The 23093-nt window shown below is 38.3% G+C and carries 18 protein-coding genes and 1 pseudogene; 17 read left to right on the top strand and 2 right to left on the bottom strand.

Translation table 11 applies throughout. The features are described 5' to 3' along the window. The coding region (locus AC0KSB_RS12290; protein ID WP_472309683.1) for a transposase at positions 1-236 on the bottom strand (236 nt) is incomplete at its 3' end. Positions 237-466: 230 nt separating this feature from the next. Between AC0KSB_RS12290 and AC0KSB_RS12285 the strand changes: the two genes are divergently transcribed. From AC0KSB_RS12285 to AC0KSB_RS12245, 9 genes are all read left to right on the top strand, one after another. After that, positions 467-1225, top strand: a complete 759-nt coding sequence (locus AC0KSB_RS12285; RefSeq protein WP_472309681.1) for a vWA domain-containing protein — start codon at positions 467-469, stop codon at positions 1223-1225. Then, the gene (locus AC0KSB_RS12280) at positions 1206-2129 is read left to right on the top strand and encodes a PP2C family serine/threonine-protein phosphatase (protein ID WP_472309679.1); all 924 of its coding nucleotides are present in this window, start codon (positions 1206-1208) and stop codon (positions 2127-2129) included. Before AC0KSB_RS12285 ends, AC0KSB_RS12280 begins: the two co-directional genes overlap by 20 nt. Then, positions 2116-3450 (top strand): protein kinase domain-containing protein, encoded by a 1335-nt coding sequence (locus AC0KSB_RS12275; RefSeq protein WP_472309677.1) that lies wholly within the window; start codon positions 2116-2118, stop codon positions 3448-3450. Before AC0KSB_RS12280 ends, AC0KSB_RS12275 begins: the two co-directional genes overlap by 14 nt. Positions 3451-3452: 2 nt before the next feature. Continuing rightward, a complete protein-coding gene (locus AC0KSB_RS12270; protein ID WP_472309675.1) occupies positions 3453-4175 on the top strand; it encodes a tetratricopeptide repeat protein in 723 nt (240 codons plus the stop codon). A 152-nt stretch (positions 4176-4327) separates the two neighbouring features. Continuing rightward, a complete protein-coding gene (locus tag AC0KSB_RS12265) occupies positions 4328-4708 on the top strand; it encodes a YtxH domain-containing protein (RefSeq protein ID WP_472309673.1) in 381 nt (126 codons plus the stop codon). A 76-nt stretch (positions 4709-4784) separates the two neighbouring features. Further along, positions 4785-5291 (top strand): hypothetical protein, encoded by a 507-nt coding sequence (locus AC0KSB_RS12260; protein ID WP_472309671.1) that lies wholly within the window; start codon positions 4785-4787, stop codon positions 5289-5291. 205 nt (positions 5292-5496) lie between these two features. Then, the gene (locus tag AC0KSB_RS12255; RefSeq protein ID WP_472309669.1) at positions 5497-6840 is read left to right on the top strand and encodes an N-acetylmuramoyl-L-alanine amidase family protein; all 1344 of its coding nucleotides are present in this window, start codon (positions 5497-5499) and stop codon (positions 6838-6840) included. A 263-nt stretch (positions 6841-7103) separates the two neighbouring features. Continuing rightward, on the top strand, positions 7104-7856 hold the full coding sequence (locus AC0KSB_RS12250; protein ID WP_472309667.1) for a hypothetical protein: 753 nt from the start codon (positions 7104-7106) through the stop codon (positions 7854-7856). A gap of 18 nt (positions 7857-7874) precedes the next feature. Continuing rightward, positions 7875-8300 (top strand): zinc-ribbon domain-containing protein, encoded by a 426-nt coding sequence (locus tag AC0KSB_RS12245; RefSeq protein ID WP_472309665.1) that lies wholly within the window; start codon positions 7875-7877, stop codon positions 8298-8300. Positions 8301-8399: 99 nt separating this feature from the next. Here the strand turns inward: AC0KSB_RS12245 and AC0KSB_RS12240 are convergent, their stop codons facing one another. Next, a complete protein-coding gene (locus AC0KSB_RS12240) occupies positions 8400-10532 on the bottom strand; it encodes an HD domain-containing phosphohydrolase (protein WP_472309663.1) in 2133 nt (710 codons plus the stop codon). A gap of 211 nt (positions 10533-10743) precedes the next feature. Here AC0KSB_RS12240 and AC0KSB_RS12235 point away from each other — a divergent pair, with 211 nt between their 5' ends. From AC0KSB_RS12235 to AC0KSB_RS12200, 8 genes and pseudogenes are all read left to right on the top strand, one after another. Beyond that, positions 10744-11766 (top strand): sugar ABC transporter substrate-binding protein, encoded by a 1023-nt coding sequence (locus AC0KSB_RS12235; protein ID WP_472309661.1) that lies wholly within the window; start codon positions 10744-10746, stop codon positions 11764-11766. Beyond that, on the top strand, positions 11763-13373 hold the full coding sequence (locus tag AC0KSB_RS12230) for a sensor histidine kinase (protein WP_472309659.1): 1611 nt from the start codon (positions 11763-11765) through the stop codon (positions 13371-13373). The genes AC0KSB_RS12235 and AC0KSB_RS12230 overlap by 4 nt, the downstream gene beginning before the upstream one ends. Before the next feature lie 9 nt (positions 13374-13382). Continuing rightward, positions 13383-14951 carry a response regulator gene (locus AC0KSB_RS12225; RefSeq protein ID WP_472309657.1) on the top strand — a complete coding sequence of 523 codons (1569 nt, stop codon included), beginning with the start codon at positions 13383-13385 and terminating at the stop codon, positions 14949-14951. Between the two features lie 59 nt (positions 14952-15010). Then, positions 15011-16093 (top strand): sugar ABC transporter substrate-binding protein, encoded by a 1083-nt coding sequence (locus AC0KSB_RS12220; RefSeq protein ID WP_472309655.1) that lies wholly within the window; start codon positions 15011-15013, stop codon positions 16091-16093. Positions 16094-16321: 228 nt separating this feature from the next. Continuing rightward, positions 16322-17347, top strand: a complete 1026-nt coding sequence (locus tag AC0KSB_RS12215) for a sugar ABC transporter substrate-binding protein (protein ID WP_472309653.1) — start codon at positions 16322-16324, stop codon at positions 17345-17347. A 164-nt stretch (positions 17348-17511) separates the two neighbouring features. Next, the gene (locus AC0KSB_RS12210; RefSeq protein WP_472309651.1) at positions 17512-19044 is read left to right on the top strand and encodes a xylose ABC transporter ATP-binding protein; all 1533 of its coding nucleotides are present in this window, start codon (positions 17512-17514) and stop codon (positions 19042-19044) included. Next, positions 19034-20236, top strand: a complete 1203-nt coding sequence (locus tag AC0KSB_RS12205) for a sugar ABC transporter permease (RefSeq protein WP_472309649.1) — start codon at positions 19034-19036, stop codon at positions 20234-20236. Before AC0KSB_RS12210 ends, AC0KSB_RS12205 begins: the two co-directional genes overlap by 11 nt. A 225-nt stretch (positions 20237-20461) precedes the next feature. Continuing rightward, positions 20462-23070 (top strand): annotated as a pseudogene (locus AC0KSB_RS12200) (YfhO family protein). The last annotated feature ends 23 nt before the right edge of the window (positions 23071-23093 follow it).

Here is a 23093-nt window from a genome sequence, read left to right as displayed (position 1 = left end):
ACGTGAAGAATCAGCGTTCCTACTCTAGTTGTCAGGGTACGCTCGCGATAGCCATTCCGATAGCTGACACGTCCATCACTTCGCTCATACGGCTCGGCATTCAATTGTTCGCTGGCCTGTCCTCGCAGCACCGCATCAAATACTTTTTCCAGTAATTTCGCCACCCCGTTCTCCCGATTTCCAAGCATAAGGTCTTTAAGAATTTCGTCTTCCAGTGTAAGATGTACTTGAGCCATGATCTCATTCCTTTCAGTTGTTAGTTTCGCAAAACCTATTATACCGAAAGCGAGCTCGTGGCTCTTTTTTATTTCTCAATTTACACCAAGTATACGGACTTTATCGCTGAATATGTATTTTATTTTTAAGTTTTATCTGCTTATGTACGATAATAAATAATGGTGGAACTTTATATGCAGATGGTTCTGCCATCTGATGTGGTAGAAAAAGTTTAACTGGGAGGATAATTATGACTGACGAAATTATTAATGACGGTCCGAAGCTTGAAGGTGAAATAACCAAAAGACCTTTACAGTTTTTCTGGCTGGTTGACTGTTCGGGCTCTATGCGTGGTAAGAAAATTGCTACCTTGAATCAGGCAATTCGTGAGGCTATCCCTGAAATAGCAAGGGCTTTGCAGGCACATCCGGAAGTTCAGGTAATGATGAGAGCTATTGCCTTTTCAACTGATGCAGGCTGGCATGTTGGTCCTGAACCAGAAACACTTGAGAACTTTATCTGGCCTGATCTTACTTCCGGTGGTTATACAGCTACAGCATCGGCTATTGAGCTGTTGCTGGAGGAGCTTGATATTGAAAGAATGAACAGGCGTGGTTTCCCTCCTGTATGCGTTTTGCTTTCTGACGGATTTTGTACGGAACCTGAAGAAAAGTATGAGAAGGCTATCAGAAAGCTTGATCATGCTCCTTGGGGCAAAAAAGCAGTACGTCTTGTTATTGCAATAGGAGATGGCAGTGAATATGATGAGCAAGCTTTGCTGCGTTTTACCAACCATCCTGAGGTAGGAGTTCTAAAAGCTGATACTCCAGGAAAACTGGTTGAGTATATTAAGTGGGCCAGTGTTACGGCATCAGTTAGTTCATCACAATCAAAAACTTTTTACAATGCCGATGAAGATGATCTGGAAAATGATGAAGGTGCCCGCAATGTAATTCTTGCAAGTGCACCTGTCAGTTTACAGATAGATGATGCCAACGAAGTATTCTGATTATATGGCAGCTGATATTCCAGAAAAGTTTTCCAGTAGATATGGAAAGAATTTGTCAGGAAAAGGGATACCGGATAATACTTTTGTATCGGTTAGAACCGGTTCTGCACATATTCGTGAAAACAGACCTTGTCAGGATGCTGCCTCGGTCTGGCGTGGCAGGTTGCCCCAGGGGCAGGTTACAATACTTGCTGTGGCAGATGGCCATGGTGATGAAAGGTATGACCTGAGTCAATATGGTGCAGAACTGGCAGTTAAGACTGCTCTTTGCTGTCTTAGGTCTTTTTGCCGGCGCTTTAATACTTCTTCGTCATTATTGTACGATGCCATCCGTCATGATTTTGCACATAGACTGACCAGACAGTGGAGACAGTCTGTTCAAAAGCATTATGTTGATAATTTTCCTGATGACAAAATGGTATTTAACCGTCCTTCTGCTTCTTTGTATAAAAGGTACGGAACCACCTTGCTGTTTGCCCTGGCTTTCGATGATTGCTTGATTGGTGGACAGATTGGTGATGGTGATATGACAGTCACTCAACAAAATGGCCTTGTCGGCAGACCTATTCCTGCGGCAGAAAATCTGATTGCCAACGAAACACATTCCCTCATCTCGACAGATTCGATCAGACTATGGCGCTTTTGCCGTTGGACATTGCATGAGCCTTGTCTGATAAGTCTTAGTACAGATGGTCTGTCAAACGGGTTTTCCGGTGATAAGGCTTTTGAAGATTTTTTGTGTAGCCTGATAAATAATATAAACAATTATGATTTTGCCAGAACTGTAGAAGTCATTCCTGGTTTTCTTGACCGTGTATCTGCAAATGGCAGCGGGGATGATATTTCTCTTGCACTTTTCTGGCAGTCTGACCCTAAAAAAAGGAGTAGATATGCTAAACCTTGATGATGTTATAACCGGGCAACTGAGCAGACAGCAGTACAGAATAACTGCCAGACTGGGAGAGGGCGGACAAGGCGCTGTTTTTCAGGCTAAGTGCGGCGGTAAAGTATGGGCTGTTAAATGGTATCATAAGCAAAATGCCACCAAAGAGCAAAAAGAAATGATTGCCCGACTGATCCGAATGGGACCACCTAAAGGCGAAGCTGGGAAAAGATTTGTCTGGCCGCAGGATATTGTGCTCAAAGCAGGAGATGCTTCTTTTGGTTATATAATGCCGGTTGTAGATTTGAAATCATATGCTGAATTAGGACAAATCTGGGCAAGATTAAGACCCTCTCCAGGGATGAAACAACGTTGCCGCATATCATGGCAGCTGGCTCAGGCTTATAGACAACTGCATTTATCAGGATATTGCTATAGAGATATATCAATGGGTAATTTCCTTTTTAATCCTGCCAGTGGAGAAGTTTTAATTATAGATAATGACAATATTGGTATAAACCAGCAGTCAGGATCCAGAATTCTGGGAACTATGGAATTTATGGCTCCAGAGGTTATTATTGGTAAAAAAGCACCTTCAACAGGAACAGATCTTTATTCTCTGGCGATATTATTATTCTATTTTTGGATTTGGCATCATCCAATGCATGGAATGCTTGAATATAATATTCGCGTATGGGATATTCCAGCTAAAAAAATGATCTATGGCGAAAAACCTGTTTTTATTTTCGATCCTCAAAACAGCAGTAACAGATTACCTGCTGATCCAGAATATCAAACGCCTTTAAAATTCTGGGATGCCTGCCCTCAGGTGATAAAAGATCTTTTCATCAGATCTTTTACTACTGGAATAAAACAACCTGACAGAAGAGTTACTGAGGGAGAATGGTTGTATGCTTTTCGCCAGCTTGAAAATCAGATTGCACGCTGTCCGCATGACCGTGCAGAAAATTTCTGGCAGCATGGGAGCAAACAGATTCAATGCTGGTATTGCAAACGTAAATTTGATACTCCTCCTAGATTTGTAGTTAAGACTTCTTCCGGATTACAGACAATTCTTGTAGCTGCTGATACAAAAATCCGTCAAAGCGAAATTGAACCATATTGTCAGGAAAGTGATATTGATAATATAGTGGCTGAAGTTATACGTAATCCTCAAAATCCTAAAATATGGGGGCTTTGTAATCTGACAGATACTGTCTGGAAATTCAAACCTGCAAGCGGTGCTCAGGAAATGGAGGTTGCTCCCGGCAGAGCTGTACCTATTATGGCTGGTAATGAGATAAAACTGAACGGACAGTCTGTAATAACAATAGAGGCCTGAAAATGAATGACAATTGTCTTGAAGAAATAGTAGATAAAATGTATCTGCTTTGGCAGGATTTTGGCGAAAGTCTATGGCTGCGTCCTTTTACTTTGCGAAATGCTCTTTCTGATATTTTGCCGCATGAAAAGAAAATAATACATTGTCTGCTTGTTTCTGTGCAGTCAGGAATAGCATATGAGCTCCTTCGTGTAATGAAAAAACATAAAGCTGCAGCAACCATAGACATAAGAAAATTTGAATCTGATTTGCATGAAGACTATGGCCTTGCCTGGCAATATGCCGGTTGGCTTATAAAAAGCTGGGAAACTCTTTTTTGCAGAATCTATGGTTTCAAAAACAGCAGACCATCTTTGCAGGTTGCAACTCGTGAAGAAGTAAAAAGATTAATTGATATGTTGCCTTATTATCTGAGACTTGAACGTTTTAAGGACTATATGCAGACTGCAGAATCGCTTTGCAGGTTAAATAAGCCGGAAGGATACTATGCCCGGGGAATATGCTATCTTAAGGGCTATGCCGTAAAAACTGATGAAATTGAAGCTTTCAAAAGTTTTTTACATGCCGCTGATCTTGGCTTGATGCAGTCTCAGTATGCTGTAGCTATTTGTTATGAATTAGGAATAGGTTGTATCGCAAATATCAGCAAAGCTATTTCATGGTATAAGAACGCATCCGAACAAGGATATCTGCCGGCAGAATATGAGTTGACAGAACTACTGTAACTTTTGTTTTTTACATTATATTAAATCAGTGCTATGGTATAATATATTGGAAGGATCATTATTTCCTAATAAGCGAACAGTTATTGACTGTTTTGCTTAAGATGAATCCGATAGTGACGAAGACAATAATAGATCAAAAGGAGGATTTATCCATGTTTAATGAAATCAGAGACACTTTGAATGGAAAAAGCAAACGCCGCGCTCGTAAGAATGTTGCTGCAGGAATAGGTATTGGTGCACTTGCAGGTGCTATAGCAGGTTTGCTGTTTGCTCCTAAATCTGGCAAGGAAACACGTGCCGATATTCGTATGGGTGCCGAACTTGGTGCAGAAAAAGCCAGAGAAGCTGCTTCTAAAGCTGCTGAAGTTACAAAAGAAAAAGTAGCTGAGGTTAAAAGCCGCTTCCATAAAGAGAAAAATGACGTCGAAGAAGCTGTTGAAGAAACTGTAGAAACTGCTTCTAATATCAAAGAAGATGTGAAAAAGAATGCTAAAAATCTCAAAAAAGATGTAAAGGAAGAGCTGGAGAAATAATATTTCAAAAAGCTCTTTGGTAAACCAGAAATAAAATCGGTTTCTGGTTATGAAGAATCATATGAGAGGTAATAGCATGTTGATTTCAGAAAATTATTTGCCTGCTGGCTTAAGTACTGTGGTAACAGTTGACATTATGCAGTTATTACTGGGTTTACTTATATTGACGGCAGTGGTTTGTTTAATTTTTCTGATTATTCTTATTGCACGTGCGATCAGAACGATTGGACAGATATCTAAGCTTGTTGATGAGCTGGACGAACCTGTAACACAGTCTGTGGAGCAACTGCCCGACTTGATAAAAAAACTTGACCGTACGGTTGATGATGTAAATGTTCTTACAGAAAGTATCAGTGAAACGGTGCCGGTAATTTTACATGATGTTGAAACTGTAACCGGAACAGTTTCTTCTGGAGTTGAGGCTGTTGGTGGAGCTGCCGAGGCTATTGGTGATAACGTTTCTGCTTTTTTTAGCAAAAGCAAGGAATATGCTGGAATACTAGGTGTTATAACACAGGTTATAGCTCAGATTACCAGTTTATTTGGTGGCAGAAGCAAAGGCCGCAGAAGGCGCAGACGTTAAATTACCAAAAATCATTATGAATTTTTAGATTAAGTAAACTGTCTCTTGAGATTAATTAAATCGGGGGACAGTTTTTTCGTATGCAAATATTTACTTGTTTTAAGTCAATTGTAAGCAAACTATTACTTGGCAGTCATATAATTGATATCGCAATTAATGCGCCTTTGGTATAATTTTTATAACGAAACAAACAGGAGGACAGCAAGTGCCAGATCGTTATAGAAAACAAAATGATTTTAACAATTATAATAGAAGCACTAATCCCGACTATGTCAGAACAGGCAGACAACCTGTTTATTCTGAACGAAGTGGTGTCAGAGCGAATCAGGCAGCTGAACGCAGACTTATGATGGAACGAAAACAGGCGGCTGAAAGGCGTAGAAGAATTAGAAGACGAAGAGCTGTGAGAAGGGTTTTTACATTCATTGCTGTTGTTTTGATATTTACTACGATTGCTGGTTTTATATGGTCACAAAAGCATAATGTAAAGGATTCTTTTTCCTCCGTAATGAATCTTTTTTCCTCAAATGATAAAAAGACAGAAAAGGATAAAGACAGCGCCAATGATAATCAGTCGGAAAAAATTAATGAAAATGATAATAAACAAGGAAATTCAAATGCGCCGGAAGTAAGCGAATATGCTTCTGATGGAATGGATTTCGTTCTTAATTCTCAGATTAAGCCTTTTATGAATAATCAGAGAGCGATTGTTCTGATTGATCCGGGACATGGAGGCATAGATGGCGGAGCGCCGGGCAGATTATCAGATGGAACAAGTGTAAAAGAAGCCGATGTAGTTATGAAAATAGCACTTAAATTACAGGCTGATTTAACGGAAAGAAATATTGAAAGCTATCTCATTAGAGAAGACGATACTTTTCATTCGCTTTATGCCAGAGTTGCCAGAGCCAGTTTGCTGTCTCTTGATTATATGAATGCATATCAAATAGATGTTGTTAGTGATCGGGATTTTGTTGAAGGCATAATAGATAAGCTTCAGGTTCCGATAGAAATAAATAGTGATAATCCCGATAGTGGAGGCTTTGGTTTTATGCGTGGCTATGGCATGAGTCAGGAACAGATGAGGCTATTGGATCTGCAGAAGGATTGTAAAAATGTAATTTTTGTTTCTTTGCATTGCAATGCACATGATTATGACACTTCTTTACATGGTATGCAGGCTTATTATTGCCATGATTCTAATGTTGAAGAATCAGAGGCACAAGGTTTATTGGAACAAACCGAGCCTTCAGGAAATGGTGTCTACTGGAATCGTGATAATGAGAGAAATAGAAAACTTGCTCAGTTTGTTTATGATGGTGCTGTTACCAAGGCTCCTCAGATAAGTGGTACGAATGCAGGTGATCCGGTACTTCAAGGCAATTATGCCGTTTTGCGTGAACACGGCCTGGCAGGTACTTTGCTTGAGTTAGCATATATGAGTAATAAAAATGATCTGCAGTTGTTAATGGATGATTCTTTTCAGAAAAATCTGGCTCAGGGAATAGGTAATGGTATTGAGAAATATTTTACCGAAATTTTTTCATAAACTCTTCTTTAGATCAAATTTAAAATATAATTTTCTTATGTCATGATATTTTGTCATTGACTTTTATTGACTCTTTTTTATCATTATTATTGTTTTCTGACTATTTTCCTTTGAAAAAATATATTTTAGCCTGATCGTACTGTATTTCTGATCTTTTTTGCCTTGACATCACCTTTATGATAAGTAAGAATTAGTATAGATTATGTTCCATAATAAATGACGTGAAACATAAAATATTTATCTTGTTAGAGGGGGTTATTTACATGGATCAAACCAGGGTAAAGCTAAGTGTAACTGCTTTAGGCATACTTGCAGTTGTGCTTGGCTATTTTGGTTATGTTGAATTACTGTTTTTGCTCATAGCATATGCAGTTTTTCTGGACAAAAGTCAGCCGCTTGCTAAGATGTCGTTTCAGGCTTTATATCTCAGATTGGGTTATAGGGTTGTTTTACTTGTACTTGGCTGGGTATTTGACTTTTTCCGCTGGTTCTTCAGGCTGATTGAAGCATACAAAGCTCTGGACAGGACCAATTCTTTCTGGGGATATATCAACACGATTTTATCTGTACTCCTTTTTGCTGCTTATCTGTTTGCTGCAATTCAGATAATTAGCAAAAAAAGCTGTAATCTTCCGTTCCTGGGAATGTTGGCTGATAAAACACTAGGACTTGTTACACCAAAGGCTAAACCTGCACCTGGCCCATCTGCTGGAGCTCCAGGGCAAGGCTATCAGCCACCACAGGGATATCAGGCTCCGCCACAACAGCAGCCACCAAGAGGATACCAGGCTCCGCCGCAACAGCCACCACAGGGATATCAGGCTCCGCAGCAGCCGCCTGTGTCCAATGTGCCTGTTCAGCCGCCGATACAAACTCCGGTTAATAATCAACCTGATTCTAAACCTGAGCCTGTCGAGACTGAAGCTCAGAAAAACATTTCCGATAAATGGAAATGTAATTGTGGACATGAAAATACAGGCAACTTCTGTATGAAATGTGGTAGTCCACGTTCTTAAATAAAGGGGGATAAAGTTATGATCTGTTCTTCATGTGGTAAAAATAATCCAGATGATGCTCGTTTTTGTGATGGCTGTGGAAATACACTAGGATCGGCAGCACCTCAGCAGACTTATTCATCTGCTCCGCCGCCTCCTCCGCAACCCCAACCGCAATATCAGCAGCCACCAGTAAATAATAGCTATCAACAGCCACAAAGTTATGCTGCTAATGTTGATAACAGTCCTCTTGGCACAGGACAGTTTTTGGGGATGATGTTTCTGATGTTAATACCGGTTGTAGGCTTTATTCTTCTTCTGGTATGGGCTTTCGGAGATGCAAATGCAAATAGAAAAAGTTTTGCCAGAGCTTATTTGATTTTCTACCTGATCATGATAGGTATTGCTATTGTACTGACAATTGCAACAGGCGGATTGTTGATGTCCTTGCTTGGTAGCTATTAATTTTTATTTAATTGTTGATTTAAAAATTAGCAATCAGAAGTATTAATAAAAGGGGTTGTCATAAGACAACCCCTTTATTTTGCCTGCAAAACAAAATATTTACAGGGAGTTATTTTCCTTTAAGGCATCAATGAATAATACTGTCAGATCAGGATCAAGCTGCATACCGGCGGCTTTTTTTAATTCCTCTATTGCTTCTTCCTTACTTAACGCCTTTCGATAAGGCTTAGGGCTTGTCATGGCATCATAGGCGTCTGCAATAGCGATTATGCGAGACTGCAGAGGAATCTGATATGCCGCAAGGCGTCTTGGATAACCGGTACCATCCCATCTTTCATGATGAGCAAGTACATAATCTGCAATTTCTGCCAGGTCATTTACGGTGCTAAGTATTCTGTATCCTACTTCCGGATGTTTTTTCATTGCTATCCATTCATCTTCGTTCAAGACGTCTGGTTTATTAATAATTTCAGGATCTACATCTATTTTACCTATATCATGCAATTGTCCAAGTAAATATAAATCAGATAAATCGGAATCGGGCAAGTCATACTCTCGTCCAAGCATAACTGCTAATTTCCCGACATTTTCTGAGTGGCTTTTTTCTATAATGCAGTTTTCACTTAATCTTGACATAATAGACTGAACTGTTTTGCTGCGCATTTCAGGACTTTCGTTCAGTTTACGTCTATACATATAATCTTCTGCCTGCTTCATTATGTCTGCGATATCTTCGCGCATATCTTTTTTTACTGCCCAGCCAAGTGAAATTGAAAGAGGGATAGAATCAATAAAGCATTCATCTATTTTTTCTCTCATTCTGGTGACTATTGCTTCTACGCCATTATGATCTGTCTTTGGTAGCAATACTATAAATTCGTCACCACCTAGCCTTGCAACTATATCATCGGCACGACAGGCATCTTTAAGGACATTTGCAGCGGCTTTTATAAGCCGGTCGCCGGTAGTATGTCCGAATGCATCATTGGTTAATTTCAAGCCATTAACATCTGCCTGTATCACTGCAAGAGGTAAATTACGTTCACGGTCAAGTCTATAGACTTCTTCTTCATAAAAATGACGATTATAAAGACCTGTGAGCTGATCATGAAAACTAAGAAAGCTGATCTTTTGCTGTGTCTTTTTCTCCTGAGTAAGATCTATAATTGAACCGACGATAAAAATTCTATCCTGATCAAAAAAAACAGGCGTTAAGCTGATTTGAAGATAAACTGTTTCGTAATTAAGATTTATCTGGAAATCATATTCAAGAGGTTTTACTTCCTGCAGACATTGCCTGCAATAATCTTCTACTATCTGTCCACGTTTTTCACCAAAAACATCGCAAGGGCTTTTGCCTGTAATATTAGCACAGATAGGTGCAAATAACTGCTGATTGGCAAGATTATCACGTATATAACGTATTTGCCCATCAGATCCTGCTTCCATCAAAAACATGGCAGTCTGTGAACTGTTAAAAATAATATCTTTTTCCAGAGTCAAGCGCTCTAGCTTTTCCTGCTGCTCGAATCTTTCTGTAATATCACGGGCAATAGCATATACATATTTCTCATCAGAAATCGCATTCCATTCAAAGTAGTATAGTTTATTGTCTGCTCCCTGATATCTATTGATAAAATTCCTAACCGGTTCCAACTGCCTTAAATTATCCATAGCATGTCTTGTTGTCTCAATATCTTCTAACAAAATATAGTCATAAATTGTTTTGTCTGAAACACTAGTGATATCACCACCAAGTACAGTTTCAAAAGCAGGATTTATTTTGTAAAAGAATCCATCATAATCATGTACGCAGACCATATCCGGATTAACCTTAAAAATAAGATCAGCTTCGACTGATCTGCTGCCATTAGTGTTTAAAGGCATAATTACTGTTGCAAAAAAACCAACTTCCACCTGGTATACATTCACATGCAACCAGCAATTCAATTCTGCTGAGAGATATTCATTATCATGAACAGCACCTTCATATGCTGCCCTGTAAAACAATTCAAGCCAGTATTCTCTATCCGAAAATACCGAGGAAAGATAAAATAGATCTGTTTTATTGAGATCATCTTTGGCAGAAAGACTAAGTAAATGCCGATATCCTGGATTTGCCTTAACAGTAAATAAAGACAAATTCTTATCTTGTTTATCGCCTGTTATTTCATGAACCGCGAAAGCAAAAGGTGCTTTTAATAAAGGATCGCAGGACTTTAAAGATAACATGTCTTCACTCCTTGGCGTGTTGATAACGATATCGTAAGAATATATTCAATAATAGTAAAAAGGCGTTACAAGGTATAAAATAGCATAATGAAACAGCTAATTCAAGGAAAAAACAACTACTTGTTCGATTGTAACTGAATCGTTATAATAACAGCAGTTATTGTGTGAATTATCCAAAAAATATTGCTTAAAAATAGATTGGGTAACTAAAATGTCAAAAAAAGCCAAAAAACCTTCAAGAATACAAATAATAATGCTTTTTATTTTGATTGCAGTCACTTCTGTATCTTTAATTATGATGAGTTATATCAGATTGAAATTAATGGATGATCTGGCTCAAAAAGAAGCCGGCCAGTCTTATACATATCATTATGTAATGATTGCGGAAGATATAGATTCATCATTCTGGCAGGAAGCTTATGCCGGTGCAAGAGCTGCAGCCAAAGAGTCTGATGCGGTTATTGAATTAGTGGGATCGGCGCAATTTACTTCCGATCAATCAATTACTTACCTTGATAGAGCAATTGCAGCAAGATCGGACGGTATTGCAACCTGCGTGACAGACCCAGATGGTGCTGCTAACATAATAGATAAGGCTGTTAACAGAAATATTCCTGTAGTTACGATGGAATACGATTCTCCTTCAAGTCAGAGGCATAGTTTTATAGGAGTGAATAGTTTTAATCTGGGACAGACTTTTGGCAAATTACTTGCTTCCCATGAAAAATCGCGGGATGTAGTTTTACTTATCGGTGACGACCCTGAGAGAAGTAATATTTCAGAGAATATAATTCTTTCTGGTATACAGGATTATCTTGAGAGCTGGCCGGAAATTAACCTTAGTACGGTGGAGGTTAGCAGAGCTAGTGCATTTAGTGCTGAAGAAGCAATACGCGATCTGCTGCTTGATCAAAGACCGCTTGACACTATATTATGCCTTAATGTTCAAGATACATTGCGTTGCGTTGAAGCACTGGTTGATTTTAATCAGACTGACCAGGTTGCTGTTATCGGATATCAAGATAATGCAGCTGTGCTTGAATATGTAAAAAGTGGGATTATTTATTCTGTAATATCTTCTGATGCCTGGCAGATTGGTTATGATAGCATCAAAGCTTTAAATGAAATAAAAACTGCAAATAGAGCCAGCGAGTACATACCTTCGAGACTGATTGTAATTGATCAGGATTCGGTTGATAGTTATATTTCAGACCGTCAGGAGGAGACACAATGAGCAAGGGCATTCGGATACTAAACCGTATCAAACGTGCTTTTACCGTTAATTCTTTGCAAAAAAGGCTGCTCATTCCTATTCTTCTCACCAGTATGTTGTTGGGATTGACTACGGTCTACAATGTTATGTCGATAAATTCTATTGTTAACCGTATAAATGAAACTTATCAGAGCAATGCTGATTTGTTTGAACTAGGTCAGGTTATTGCTAAAGTAGAAGAACACACTGAAAGCTATCTTTCTACAAGAAGCTCAACTGCTTTGGAGAATTATTATAAAGAACGCGAAAACCTGATGAAGTCAATGGATATTCTTAATGATGAAATAATTGATTCTGAAGCAGGTCTGCTTGAACTGAATATTCGCAATATGATTATGTCTTGGCTTGATGAAACTGAACAGGCAATTTCAGCTAAACGTGGGCGTAATATTGAACAATATATTTCACATTTTGATGAAGCGAGAATCATTTATGGATATATAAATGATTATATTTCCAGACTTAATACGGTTCAGTTTCAACAAAATTATGATAATTACCATAATATGGGCAGAGTTTTGAATACTGTTGAGCTGCTTGATTTAATTATTGTGGCTGTTGTACTGATTACAAATACAATGATTGTTCTTGTAACAACTCTTCGAATAACCAGACCGGTGGTTCAGCTTGCGCATCAGGCAGAGGAAGTGGCGCGTGGTAATCTTGAAGTAGAAGAGGTCTTTGTAGGTACTAAAGATGAGCTGAGCATACTGGCAAAATCATTTCATGGCATGGTGCTGAGTCTGCGTGAATATGTTGTTCAGATTAGAGAGAACACAATAAAAGAAAGCAGACATAAGCAGCAGGAGCTGACTATGCAGAATTATCTGCAGGAAGCAAGACTGAAAAATATGCAGGCTCAGATAAACCCCCATTTTCTTTTTAATGCACTTAATGCCGGTGCTCAGCTTGCCATGATAGAAGGTGCTGACCGCACAACTGAGCTGGTAGAAAATATCGCAGATTTCTACCGCTACAATATCAAGATATTTGATTATGATGCTACTCTTAAAAATGAAATAGAAATGGTAAGGCACTATATTTACATACAAAAGGTTCGTTTTGCAGATCGTTTTGATTATACTCAGGAAATTGATGAATCCTGTCTTAATATAAGAATGCCCAGCCTCATTTTACAACCTATAGTTGAGAATGCTTTTGCCCATGGATTAAAAGATGTTGAACAGGGAGGGCTTATTTCTATAAAGGTTGAAAGAGATGAAGAACATGTCATTGTATGTATAAGTGATAACGGTGCTGGATTTAAATCAGAAACAATCAGTTTGTTGATGCAGGCAGGCCCTGAGGAACTGGTTGTGTCTGAGAATCACAGAGAGAAGGAGCTTGTTTCAGATAAAAGAAGAAACCTTGATTCAATAAATAAAGAATATGGAGCCGGAATTGCACTTAGTAATGTTATTAATAGACTTAAGCTTTTTTATCGTCAGGAGCAAATTATGCAGATTAAATCAGGTGGAAAAATCAAAGGCTCTCAGATATATCTCAGAATTCCCTTAAATGAAAATAATATAAGATCATTTTCAGAAAAAAATCAAAAAGCAGAGTGAGGAGAAAATATGTATCGGCTGCTAATTGTAGATGATGAACAGATTGTGTTGGATTCTCTCCAGATAATTTTTAAAAAACAGTATGAGGATGAGTGCAGAGTGGAGACTGCCAAATCAGGTCGGGAGGCTATTGCCAGAGCGGAGGCAAATCATCCGGACATTATATTGATGGATATTAGCATGCCTGGTATTAATGGTATTGATGCTATTCGAACGATTCGTGATTTTTTGCCTTCTGTGGTTATTATTTTGCTGACAGCTTTTGATAAATTTGATTATGCTAAACAGGCAATAAATCTTGGAGTATATGAATATTTGATGAAGCCTGTAAATAAGTCTCGTATTATTCAGACAATTGATGGTGCTATCAGCCAGGTCGATCAATATCGTCAACGCCGTTACGATGATCTGGCAATGCGTGAAAAGCTTGAAAATGTAATAGGTGTTCTTGAAACCGGCTTTATACATGCTCTTTTATTTCCTGAAAGTGGACAGCAGGATTTGGGAAGATATCTGGAAATGCTTGATATAAATGGAGTTCACGGCATTGTTATGACATTGGAATTTGGTGAACAAGGTGATGAAAACGGTCAAATGCAAAACCGTATCGGCAGCCATGTGAGACTACATCGTAATTATCAGACTTTACGTGAAATTATTAAATCTGTTCATGCCTGTCTTGTGGGATCACTGCTTCTGAACCGCATAGTTATTTTTTTGCCGGTTGAACCTGAAATGCTAACAGCATTGAATCTGCGTTCTGTTTATCTTGGCAGAAAAATTATAGATAAAATTACAGAAAGACTAAATGTTGCGGTTAGAATTGGTATTAGCAACCCATGTGATACTATTGAGCATTTGCATCAGGCATGGCAGGAATCAGCACAAGCAGCACAGTATGCAATTGCAGGAAACCTTTTTCTATATAAGGATTTGATCAAAAGTTCATCTGATATGAAAAATTATGATATGCTGGAAAAGCAATACTTTGATGCTCTCAGAGGAGCAGACGCAGAATTAAGCTGTTTGCTCTTTGACGATCTTTTTAGCTGTATGCAGGTGCTGCCTTTAGATCAGTTAAAAAACAGGCTTATGCCGCTTATTGTATTAACTGAACAGGAGAGGCAAAAAAGGCAAAGTGTGATTAATAGTAATCTTGATTTTTGCCAAATAGCTGTGATGCAAAATGCTGAGGAAATAAAAGATCTGGCTCATATACAAATACGTCAGGTTTGCGATTTGATTGCCGGTGTTCGAAACAGGACTGCAACTGATATGATTGAACAGGCAAAAAAATATATTGCAGATAATTTTCATAATTCCAGATTATCTCTGGAAAGTACTGCTGAAGAGATATCTCTCAGCCCTCATTATTTTAGCAGATTGTTCAGTTCTCAAGTAGGAATGACTTTTATAGATTATCTTACCGATCTGAGAATGAGAAAGGCTATGGACTTGCTAAGAAATACGGATCAGTCGATTAAAGAAATAAGCAGTAATTCCGGGTATGCAGATCCAAATTATTTCAGCAGGATTTTTAAAAAAATTATTGGCAAAACACCTTCAGAATATAGATAACAGCACAAAATAGAGATACCAAAATGGAAAGCAGATCAGTGCTTTGGCCGGAGGTCGATATGAATAAATCCCAAAAAAACATATGCATTATGCTGGCTTTGCTAATAGTTTTTTCTTTGTTGACTTTATCAGCTTGTAAAGAAGATGATGACGAAAAAGAAAATGAAAAAAAAGATAATTTACAAGTTCCTGTGATTGGATTGTCAATGGATACTCTTGTTTTGGATCGCTGGATCCGAGATCGTGACGTTTTCGTTTCAACAGCTAATGCTTTGGGGGCGGAAGTGATCGTACAGAATGCTACAAGTGATGCAGAGGAACAACAAAGCCAGATTCGCTATCTGATAAGTAAAGAGGTAGATGTGCTGGTTATAATTTCAATTGATGATGAACAACTGGTTGATGAGGTATCGTTGGCACAAAGCAAAGGCATCCAGGTTATTGCTTATGATCGTCTTATTAAAAATGCTGATGTTGATTTGTATGTTTCCTTTGATAATGTAGAAGTAGGACGGCTTATGGCTCATTCCATGCTATCAGAAAATCCAAGTGGGAAATTTGCGATGATCAAAGGGTCCCGTGAGGATAATAATGTCGAACTTGTGAATCAGGGTATAGAAGAAGTTCTGAGTCTTTATCCTGAGTGTGAGATAATATTCGAAGATTTTGCTGAAAACTGGAGTGCAGATGATGCATATGTAAAAGTAAAATCATGGCTCGACGATGGTATGGAATTTGATGGTATTTTTTGCGGGAATGATGCTTTGGCCGGAGCGGCAATCAGAGCACTTGCTATGCATAAGCAATCGGGAAAAGTTTTAGTTACGGGTCAAGATGCTGATCTGGATGCATGTCAGAGAATAGCTGAGGGTTCACAGTTGATGACTGTTTATAAACCAATTGACAGTTTGGCACAAATAGCAGCCAGATCTGCAGTTAGCCTGGCCGCCAATCAAGATGCACCGGCAAACGATAAAATGAATGACGGAAAATATGATGTGCCATATTATAGAATTATGCCGATAACGGTAACAAAAGATAATTTGCTTGAAGAAATTATTGACAGTGGATTTCATTCTTTGAGAGATGTTTATAGAAATGTACCGCAGGCAAACTGGCCGGAACGAAATAATCATTCATAACCCGGATATGAAAAAATTCTTGAAAATTATAAAAAAGACAATAGTACTATTTTGCAATTAGCATTTTATTGCCATAAAAAAACTTTTTGAAAACAATTAGCAAAAATAATATTCGAAAATGCCAGAATCTGAGCAAGTATGTCCAGATTCTCCTGTGATAGTATGACCGCAGGCAGAAAAAAGTAACTGCCTGAGTAAATTCTTACTTATCTTAAGGAGGTCAATGGCATGAAGAGAATTGTCAGATTTGCAGCATTCGCACTAGTTATGTCAATGGGTTTGTCTTTAATTGCTGGATGCAGTAAAGACAAAAAAGATGATGGTGTTCTGAAAATCGGTATTTCTATACCAACTTTGCAGGAAGAACGCTGGGCACGTGATAAGGAAACTATGGAAAAAGCATGTGAAGATGCTGGTATAGCATATGTCAGTAATATTGCTGATCTTGATGCACAAAAGCAAAAATCACAGTGTGAAAACATGATATCAGAGGGTATTGATGTTTTGATTATTGCACCTCATGATGCAGCCGCAGCCGCAGCTATAGTTGAAGATGCTGTTGCCAGTGGTGTAAAAGTTATTTCTTATGACCGTCTGATTACAGCTACAGACAAACTCGATCTGTACTTGTCCTTTGACAATGTAAAGGTTGGAGAATTACAGGGTGAATATTTCGTTAATAATGTAGATAGTGGAAATATAGTTATTCTTTCAGGAGACCCTGAGGATAATAATGCCAAACTGTTCAAAGAAGGTGCTATGAGCAAACTGCAGCCTAAGATTGACAGTGGAGATTACGTTGTTCTGAATGAACAGGCTTGTCAGGACTGGAAAGCAGAAGAGGCAATGAATCATACAGAAGCAGCTTTGAATAAGAGCACAGATATTGCTGGAATACTTGCTCCTAATGACGGTACAGCCGGTGGTTCAATTCAGGCCTTAAACAAAGAAGGTCTGGCTGGAAAAGTCGTTGTAACAGGTCAGGATGCAGAACTGGCAGCAGCACAGCGTATAGTTGCCGGTGAACAGTCAATGACTGTTTTCAAAGATACACGTGAACTCGGTAAAGAAGCCATAAGAATTGCTCAGAAAATGCATGATGGCGAAACAATAGATACAAAGGGACAAGTTGTAAATAACGGTGTTAAAGATATTCCGTCAGTTCTACTTACTCCTGTTGCAGTAGATGCAAATAATCTAAAAAGTATACTTATAGACAGCGGATATCTTGCTGAAGCAGATGTTTACCAATAAACCACGATAGATCTGATCTTGTATTAGTAGCTGTCTGTCTGATTTGCATCGGGCAGACGGCTATATTAAAAATAGTAAATATTGTAACAAAAAAATAAACAATATTAGTAATCATATACAGGTTAGTTATACAGAAAAGTAATTCTGTTAGGTGGGGAGGGAACATGGCTGACTATATTTTAGAAATGAAGAGCATTACAAAAGAATTTCCAGGTGTTCGAGCCCTCGATGATGTTACTTTCCAGGTTGAACGTGGAGAGATTCATGCTCTTGTCGGTGAAAACGGTGCTGGCAAATCAACCCTGATGAAAGTTTTGAGCGGTATCTACCAGTATGGAACATATGATGGTGATATCGTTTTTAATGGTGAAGTGCAAAAATTTCATAATATTAAAAATAGCGAACATAAAGGTATTGCCATTATTTATCAGGAGCTTGCTCTGGTTAAACAAATGACAATCGCTGAAAATATTTATCTTGGATCAGAAATTACTAATCGAGGCTTGCTTAATGAAGCAGAGACTTATAAAAAAACAGCAGATGTTTTAAAAGAAGTACATCTTGATTTGAGTCCTACAACCAGAGTAATAAATTTAGGTGTAGGAAAACAGCAGCTGGTTGAAATTGCAAAAGCGATTTCAAAAAGAGCAGATCTGCTTATTCTGGATGAACCGTCTGCTGCATTAACAGAAAAAGAAACAGATAATCTTCTTGAGATTCTGCACGAGCTTAAACAAAAAGGAGTTACCTGCATTTATATTTCGCATAAGCTGGGTGAAGTTTTCAGAATAGCTGATACAGTAACTGTTTTGCGGGATGGTAAAACAATAACCACACAAAAAACAAAAGATATAAATGAAGAAAAATTAATATCTTATATGGTGGGACGCGAATTGACACAGTTATTTCCACGTAAGGAACATAAGGCGGGGGAAGTTGTTATGTCAGTTCGCAACTGGACTGTTCATAATCCGGAATTGCCAGACAAGGTTTTGATCGATAATGTTTCCTTTGACTTAAGAAAAGGGGAGATTTTGGGGATTGCAGGTCTGATGGGAGCCGGACGTACTGAACTTGTAATGAGTATTTTTGGTGCTTATGGTGTAGGAATTAAAGGCGAGTTGATTCTCGAGGGGAAAAAGATTGTTATCAAAAATCCTGAAGATGCGATTAATTCTGGTATAGCATATATTTCTGAAGATAGAAAAAGATATGGTCTGGTTTTACGTCAGGATATAAAGTTTAATACGGCTTTGGCATCTTTTAAAAGATTTAAAAAGAAATTTCTTCTCAATGACAATGAAATAATTAAACAAACCGAAAGATATGTAGGAGAACTGCGCACAAAAACTCCATCGGTTGAGCAGTTGACCAAGAATCTTTCCGGTGGCAATCAGCAGAAAGTAGTACTGGCAAAGTGGCTTGTTACAAATCCCAAAGTTATGATCATGGATGAGCCTACAAGGGGAATAGATGTTGGTGCGAAAGTTGAAATTTACAATATTATGAATCAGCTGATTGAGCAGGGCGTTTGTATAATCATGATATCTTCTGAGTTGCCGGAAATAATCGGCATGAGTGATCGCATTATGGTTATGCATGAAGGCAGACTAACTGGAGAAATGCTTTGGGAAGGTGCAAGCCAGGAGAAAATTATGCACTATGCGACTGGAGGTAAACTAGCAAATGAAAGCTGAATTAACAGAGAAAAAACACAATAATGAATCACCTTTTTCTGCTATTATGAAATCTGTACGTGGTAATATTCGTCAATACACCATGATAATAGCTCTTGTCGTCATCTGGCTGATTTTCCAGTTGCTTACAAGTAATTTTCTTACTCCCAGAAATTTGACCAATCTTTTAACACAAAGTGCTGTAGTAGGTATTGCAGCATGCGGTATTGTCCTTGTTATGGTGGCAGGTCATATTGATTTGTCGATTGGTTCTTTGGTAGGTCTTACCGGAGCAATTGCTGCAAATATGCTTGTTGTACAGGGCTTGAATGTTTGGCTTTCTTTGTTTATTACTTTAATCTGCGGCATAGGACTTGGTTGCTGGCAAGGATTTTGGATTGCCTACAGACAAGTTCCGGCTTTTATTGTAACTCTTGCCGGTATGTTGATGTTCCGTGGAGGTGTAATTGGAGTAACAGGCAGCTTGTCTTTATCCCCAAACAATGCGATATTCAGAGCAATCGGACAGGATTACCTGCCGGACATTCTTCCAGGCATGGGATTAAACGGAACTGCCTTGCTTCTGGGAGCTGTTTGTCTGGTAATTTATCTTATATTAAGCTTCAAAAGCAGATCTGCCAGAATTTCCTATGGCTTCCAAACTCTGAGCTTTGGTCTTTTTATGATCAAAATATTATTAATAAGTGGTGTAATAATAGCAATATCACTTGTTCTTGCTTCCTTTAGAGGTGTACCTTACTTGGCTCTCATTCTTGGTATGACGGTAATAGTATTTACAATTATTTCTACTAAAACAGCTTTCGGCCGTCATGTATATGCTATCGGCGGTAATAAAGATGCTGCAATTCTCTCAGGTATAAATATCAAGAAAACAAATTTCATGATCTTTGTTTTAATGGGGCTTGTTACAACTGTTGCTGGTATCTGTTATGCTTCCCGATTAAATGCAGCAGCTATATCTGGTGGTCAGGGCATGGAAATGGATGTAATTGCATCGGCAATAATTGGTGGAACATCTACTCTTGGTGGTGAAGGATCCATAATTGGTGCTATTATAGGTGCTTTGGTTATGGCTAGTCTTGATAATGGAATGTCTCTTTATGGACTGGGCTCATTTGAACAATACCTGGTAAAAGGAACTGTTCTGCTGCTGGCTGTATGGGTTGATATAGCAACTCGCAAAAGGGGCTAGAAGTTTACAATTGTTCTTTGAATATCAGATAAGATTTTTCGGGAAAAATTTTACAAAGGTTGAAAGTATACTGCTTTCAACCTTTGTTTTTGATCTGTACATAAAAGGACATTTTACTAAATAATATTCTATATTCTAAACGGTTTATTTTGTGTTAATATAATCCTTGAGATATTAGGCTGGTAATAGTTATTTTACCAAATTTTTTTCGAGGAGAATCTTGCAATGTCATCTTGGATCACTACTTTAAAAGCAAGCATGAATCCCCGCAGATTAGTGAAGGAGCATCGCTACACGCTCCTTTCGTTTGCAATTCCATTCTTCATGATGTGGCTTGCATATGCTACCCGTGGAATTTTTCCTTTTGGTAACAGAAATCTGCTTACTATAGATCTTTTCCATCAATATGCCCCTTTTATTGCTGAACTTCAGGAAAAAATGAGAAGTGGAGAAGGGTTGTTTTATAGCTGGTCTGGGGGACTGGGCACTAATTTTTATGCTCTCTTTGCATATTATCTGGCTAGCCCGCTTAACGTATTAACAATATTTTTTCCACCGTCTATGCTTTCAGAAGCTATTTTGTTTTTGACTTTGGTAAAAATAGGTCTTGCAGGAGCTTGTTTTTATAGATTCCTGCGCGGTACATATGCCCGGGAAGGTCATTATGCTGTTGCATTTTCGATAATGTATGCTCTTTCTGCATATGTTTTGTCGTATTCATGGAATATAATGTGGCTGGACGGGATTTATCTTTTGCCCCTTATAATGCTTGGCCTGGTCAGACTTTTGAGAGATAACCGGTATCTGCTTTATTGTATCAGTCTGGCATTGATGATTGCCAGTAATTATTACATAGCATTTTTCGTCTGTATTTTTACCGCTATTTATTTTCCCGTTTTACTGCTACTTTTTCTTTGCAGCTTACTTCAGCTGCCGGTGACAAGTTCCCGGATGCTGTTGCCCATTATTATGAACTTTTTGATTATATCGGTCAGCATATGATGCTGCCGGCACCAACTATTAGAGACGGCATGCCCAATATGTATGCTGGTCTTCTCATTTTGATTCTGCTGCCGATTTATTTTCTGTCAAAAAGAATATGTCTGCGTGAAAAATTTGCTCATATTATTCTGATAATTTTCATGATATTAAGTTTTAATATCAATACCTTAAACTTTATTTGGCATGGTATGCATTTCCCGAATCAGTTGCCGTACAGAAATTCTTTTGTCTATATTTTCTTGCTTTTGGCGATGCTTTATCCTGTGACCGGTTGGCTAAAAGAAGTTGGCAGCCGTTTTATAGGATCTGTTTGTCTTGGTTTGATGATACTTGTCTTGCTTGGACAAAAACTAAATCAAACTGAACCTTCTTTACTAAGCATTTATGCAACAATAATATTTTTAGCTATTTTTGCAGCTGTTCTTACAATTGACCGTTCACGGAAAATGAGCTTAAGAGATATATCAAGAGCTCTTCTCTTGATTGTTGTTGCAGAGCTGCTGGTTAATACGCTTCTAACCGTACACACAATAGATACAACCGAGCATTATTCCAGCAGAGATGGGTATGCCAGTGGTTCTCAGGTGGAGGCAATCAGAACTGCAATTAAAAGCATTGAGACTGAGGAAGAAGATTTATTCTACCGGATGGAAATAATGCCGCCCAAAACTACAAATGATCCTTATCTTTATCAATATAACGGCTTATCTATTTTTTCTTCAACTGCTGCTACTGCACCAGTAAGTATGTTTGAAAATCTAGGGTTCCACAGTAATGGCATAAACAGCTATAAGTATGAAGGTTCTACTATTGTACTTGATTCATTATTTGGTATACGCTACCTTATGCGAAGATCTGGCAATGTAAATGATCAAGTCAGGCAGATGATTATGCAAAACGATCATATTACGGTATATAAAAACCCTTATGCTCTACCGATTGGTTATCTTGGGACAGAGGCTGTCACTACCTGGAAAAGTGCTCCCGGAAATCCTCTTGAGGCCCAGAATAATCTGGTGCAGGCTCTGGGAGGTCTGCCGGGTGTTTTAATGCCTGTTGAACAACAGGAGGCGGATCATGAGAACATAACTCTCGAGGAATCAAATAATGTCTATAGGTTCAACAGAACAAACAGTGACCAGTTATCTACAGCCAGAATCAAGATAGTCAATCCGGTTTCTCAGAATTTATACGCCTATCTTAAAGTAACTGCAAATCAACCAAGAGAAGGCTATTTTCTGATTGATGGGGAGAGAATAAGTTTTAATGCCAGACGATCAACAATGGTAGATCTTGGTTATGTTGAGGCAGATGCCGATATAGAGCTGAATTTGTTATTTGATACTGATTCTCCACAAGATAGTAGATTTGAATTCTATAGTTATTCCCTTGATGAGCAGGCATTTGAACAATCGATGGCTTTGATATCAAGTCAGGCACTTAATATTACTAAATTCAAAAGCAGAGTAGTAGAGGGGAATGTATCAATAACACGTGACGGAGTCTTTGTCATGACTATGCCTTATGACACAGGCTGGACTGTAAAGGTAAACGGTGAAAAGGTAGAAACTATTGCTATTGATGAGGGTTTGCTTGGATTTAGGTTGCAGGCCGGTGATCATGAAATAGAAATGAAATATACCCCGCCCTGGTTCATTAAAGGCATGCTGATATCCCTGGGATCTTTACTGCTGCTTCTGATACTATATCGCTTGCCTTTCGGCATTGGTAGGGCTAAAAGTTGGCAGCTTCCTAAAATATATAAAGAGTGGCAGATTATTGAAATTGCAGCCCTTGATGACAAGATAGATAGAGGTTCTACCAATAATTAACATAAGCATGTTTTTAATATATT

The sequence above is a fragment of the Ercella succinigenes genome (assembly GCF_900002895.1).
This window is presented reverse-complemented; position numbering and strand designations above follow the sequence as displayed.

What these genes read in the sequence shown, in the direction of transcription:
- AC0KSB_RS12265 (WP_472309673.1), top strand. Translation starts at nt 4,328, where the DNA reads ATGTTTAATGAAATCAGAGACACTTTGAATGGAAAAAGCAAACGCCGC.
- AC0KSB_RS12235 (WP_472309661.1), top strand. Translation starts at nt 10,744, where the DNA reads ATGTCAAAAAAAGCCAAAAAACCTTCAAGAATACAAATAATAATGCTT.
- AC0KSB_RS12280 (WP_472309679.1), top strand. Translation starts at nt 1,206, where the DNA reads ATGCCAACGAAGTATTCTGATTATATGGCAGCTGATATTCCAGAAAAG.
- AC0KSB_RS12260 (WP_472309671.1), top strand. Translation starts at nt 4,785, where the DNA reads ATGTTGATTTCAGAAAATTATTTGCCTGCTGGCTTAAGTACTGTGGTA.
- AC0KSB_RS12220 (WP_472309655.1), top strand. Translation starts at nt 15,011, where the DNA reads ATGAATAAATCCCAAAAAAACATATGCATTATGCTGGCTTTGCTAATA.
- AC0KSB_RS12275 (WP_472309677.1), top strand. Translation starts at nt 2,116, where the DNA reads ATGCTAAACCTTGATGATGTTATAACCGGGCAACTGAGCAGACAGCAG.
- AC0KSB_RS12240 (WP_472309663.1), bottom strand. Translation starts at nt 10,532, where the DNA reads ATGTTATCTTTAAAGTCCTGCGATCCTTTATTAAAAGCACCTTTTGCT.
- AC0KSB_RS12250 (WP_472309667.1), top strand. Translation starts at nt 7,104, where the DNA reads ATGGATCAAACCAGGGTAAAGCTAAGTGTAACTGCTTTAGGCATACTT.
- AC0KSB_RS12270 (WP_472309675.1), top strand. Translation starts at nt 3,453, where the DNA reads ATGAATGACAATTGTCTTGAAGAAATAGTAGATAAAATGTATCTGCTT.
- AC0KSB_RS12285 (WP_472309681.1), top strand. Translation starts at nt 467, where the DNA reads ATGACTGACGAAATTATTAATGACGGTCCGAAGCTTGAAGGTGAAATA.
- AC0KSB_RS12225 (WP_472309657.1), top strand. Translation starts at nt 13,383, where the DNA reads ATGTATCGGCTGCTAATTGTAGATGATGAACAGATTGTGTTGGATTCT.
- AC0KSB_RS12205 (WP_472309649.1), top strand. Translation starts at nt 19,034, where the DNA reads ATGAAAGCTGAATTAACAGAGAAAAAACACAATAATGAATCACCTTTT.
- AC0KSB_RS12245 (WP_472309665.1), top strand. Translation starts at nt 7,875, where the DNA reads ATGATCTGTTCTTCATGTGGTAAAAATAATCCAGATGATGCTCGTTTT.
- AC0KSB_RS12210 (WP_472309651.1), top strand. Translation starts at nt 17,512, where the DNA reads ATGGCTGACTATATTTTAGAAATGAAGAGCATTACAAAAGAATTTCCA.
- AC0KSB_RS12215 (WP_472309653.1), top strand. Translation starts at nt 16,322, where the DNA reads ATGAAGAGAATTGTCAGATTTGCAGCATTCGCACTAGTTATGTCAATG.
- AC0KSB_RS12230 (WP_472309659.1), top strand. Translation starts at nt 11,763, where the DNA reads ATGAGCAAGGGCATTCGGATACTAAACCGTATCAAACGTGCTTTTACC.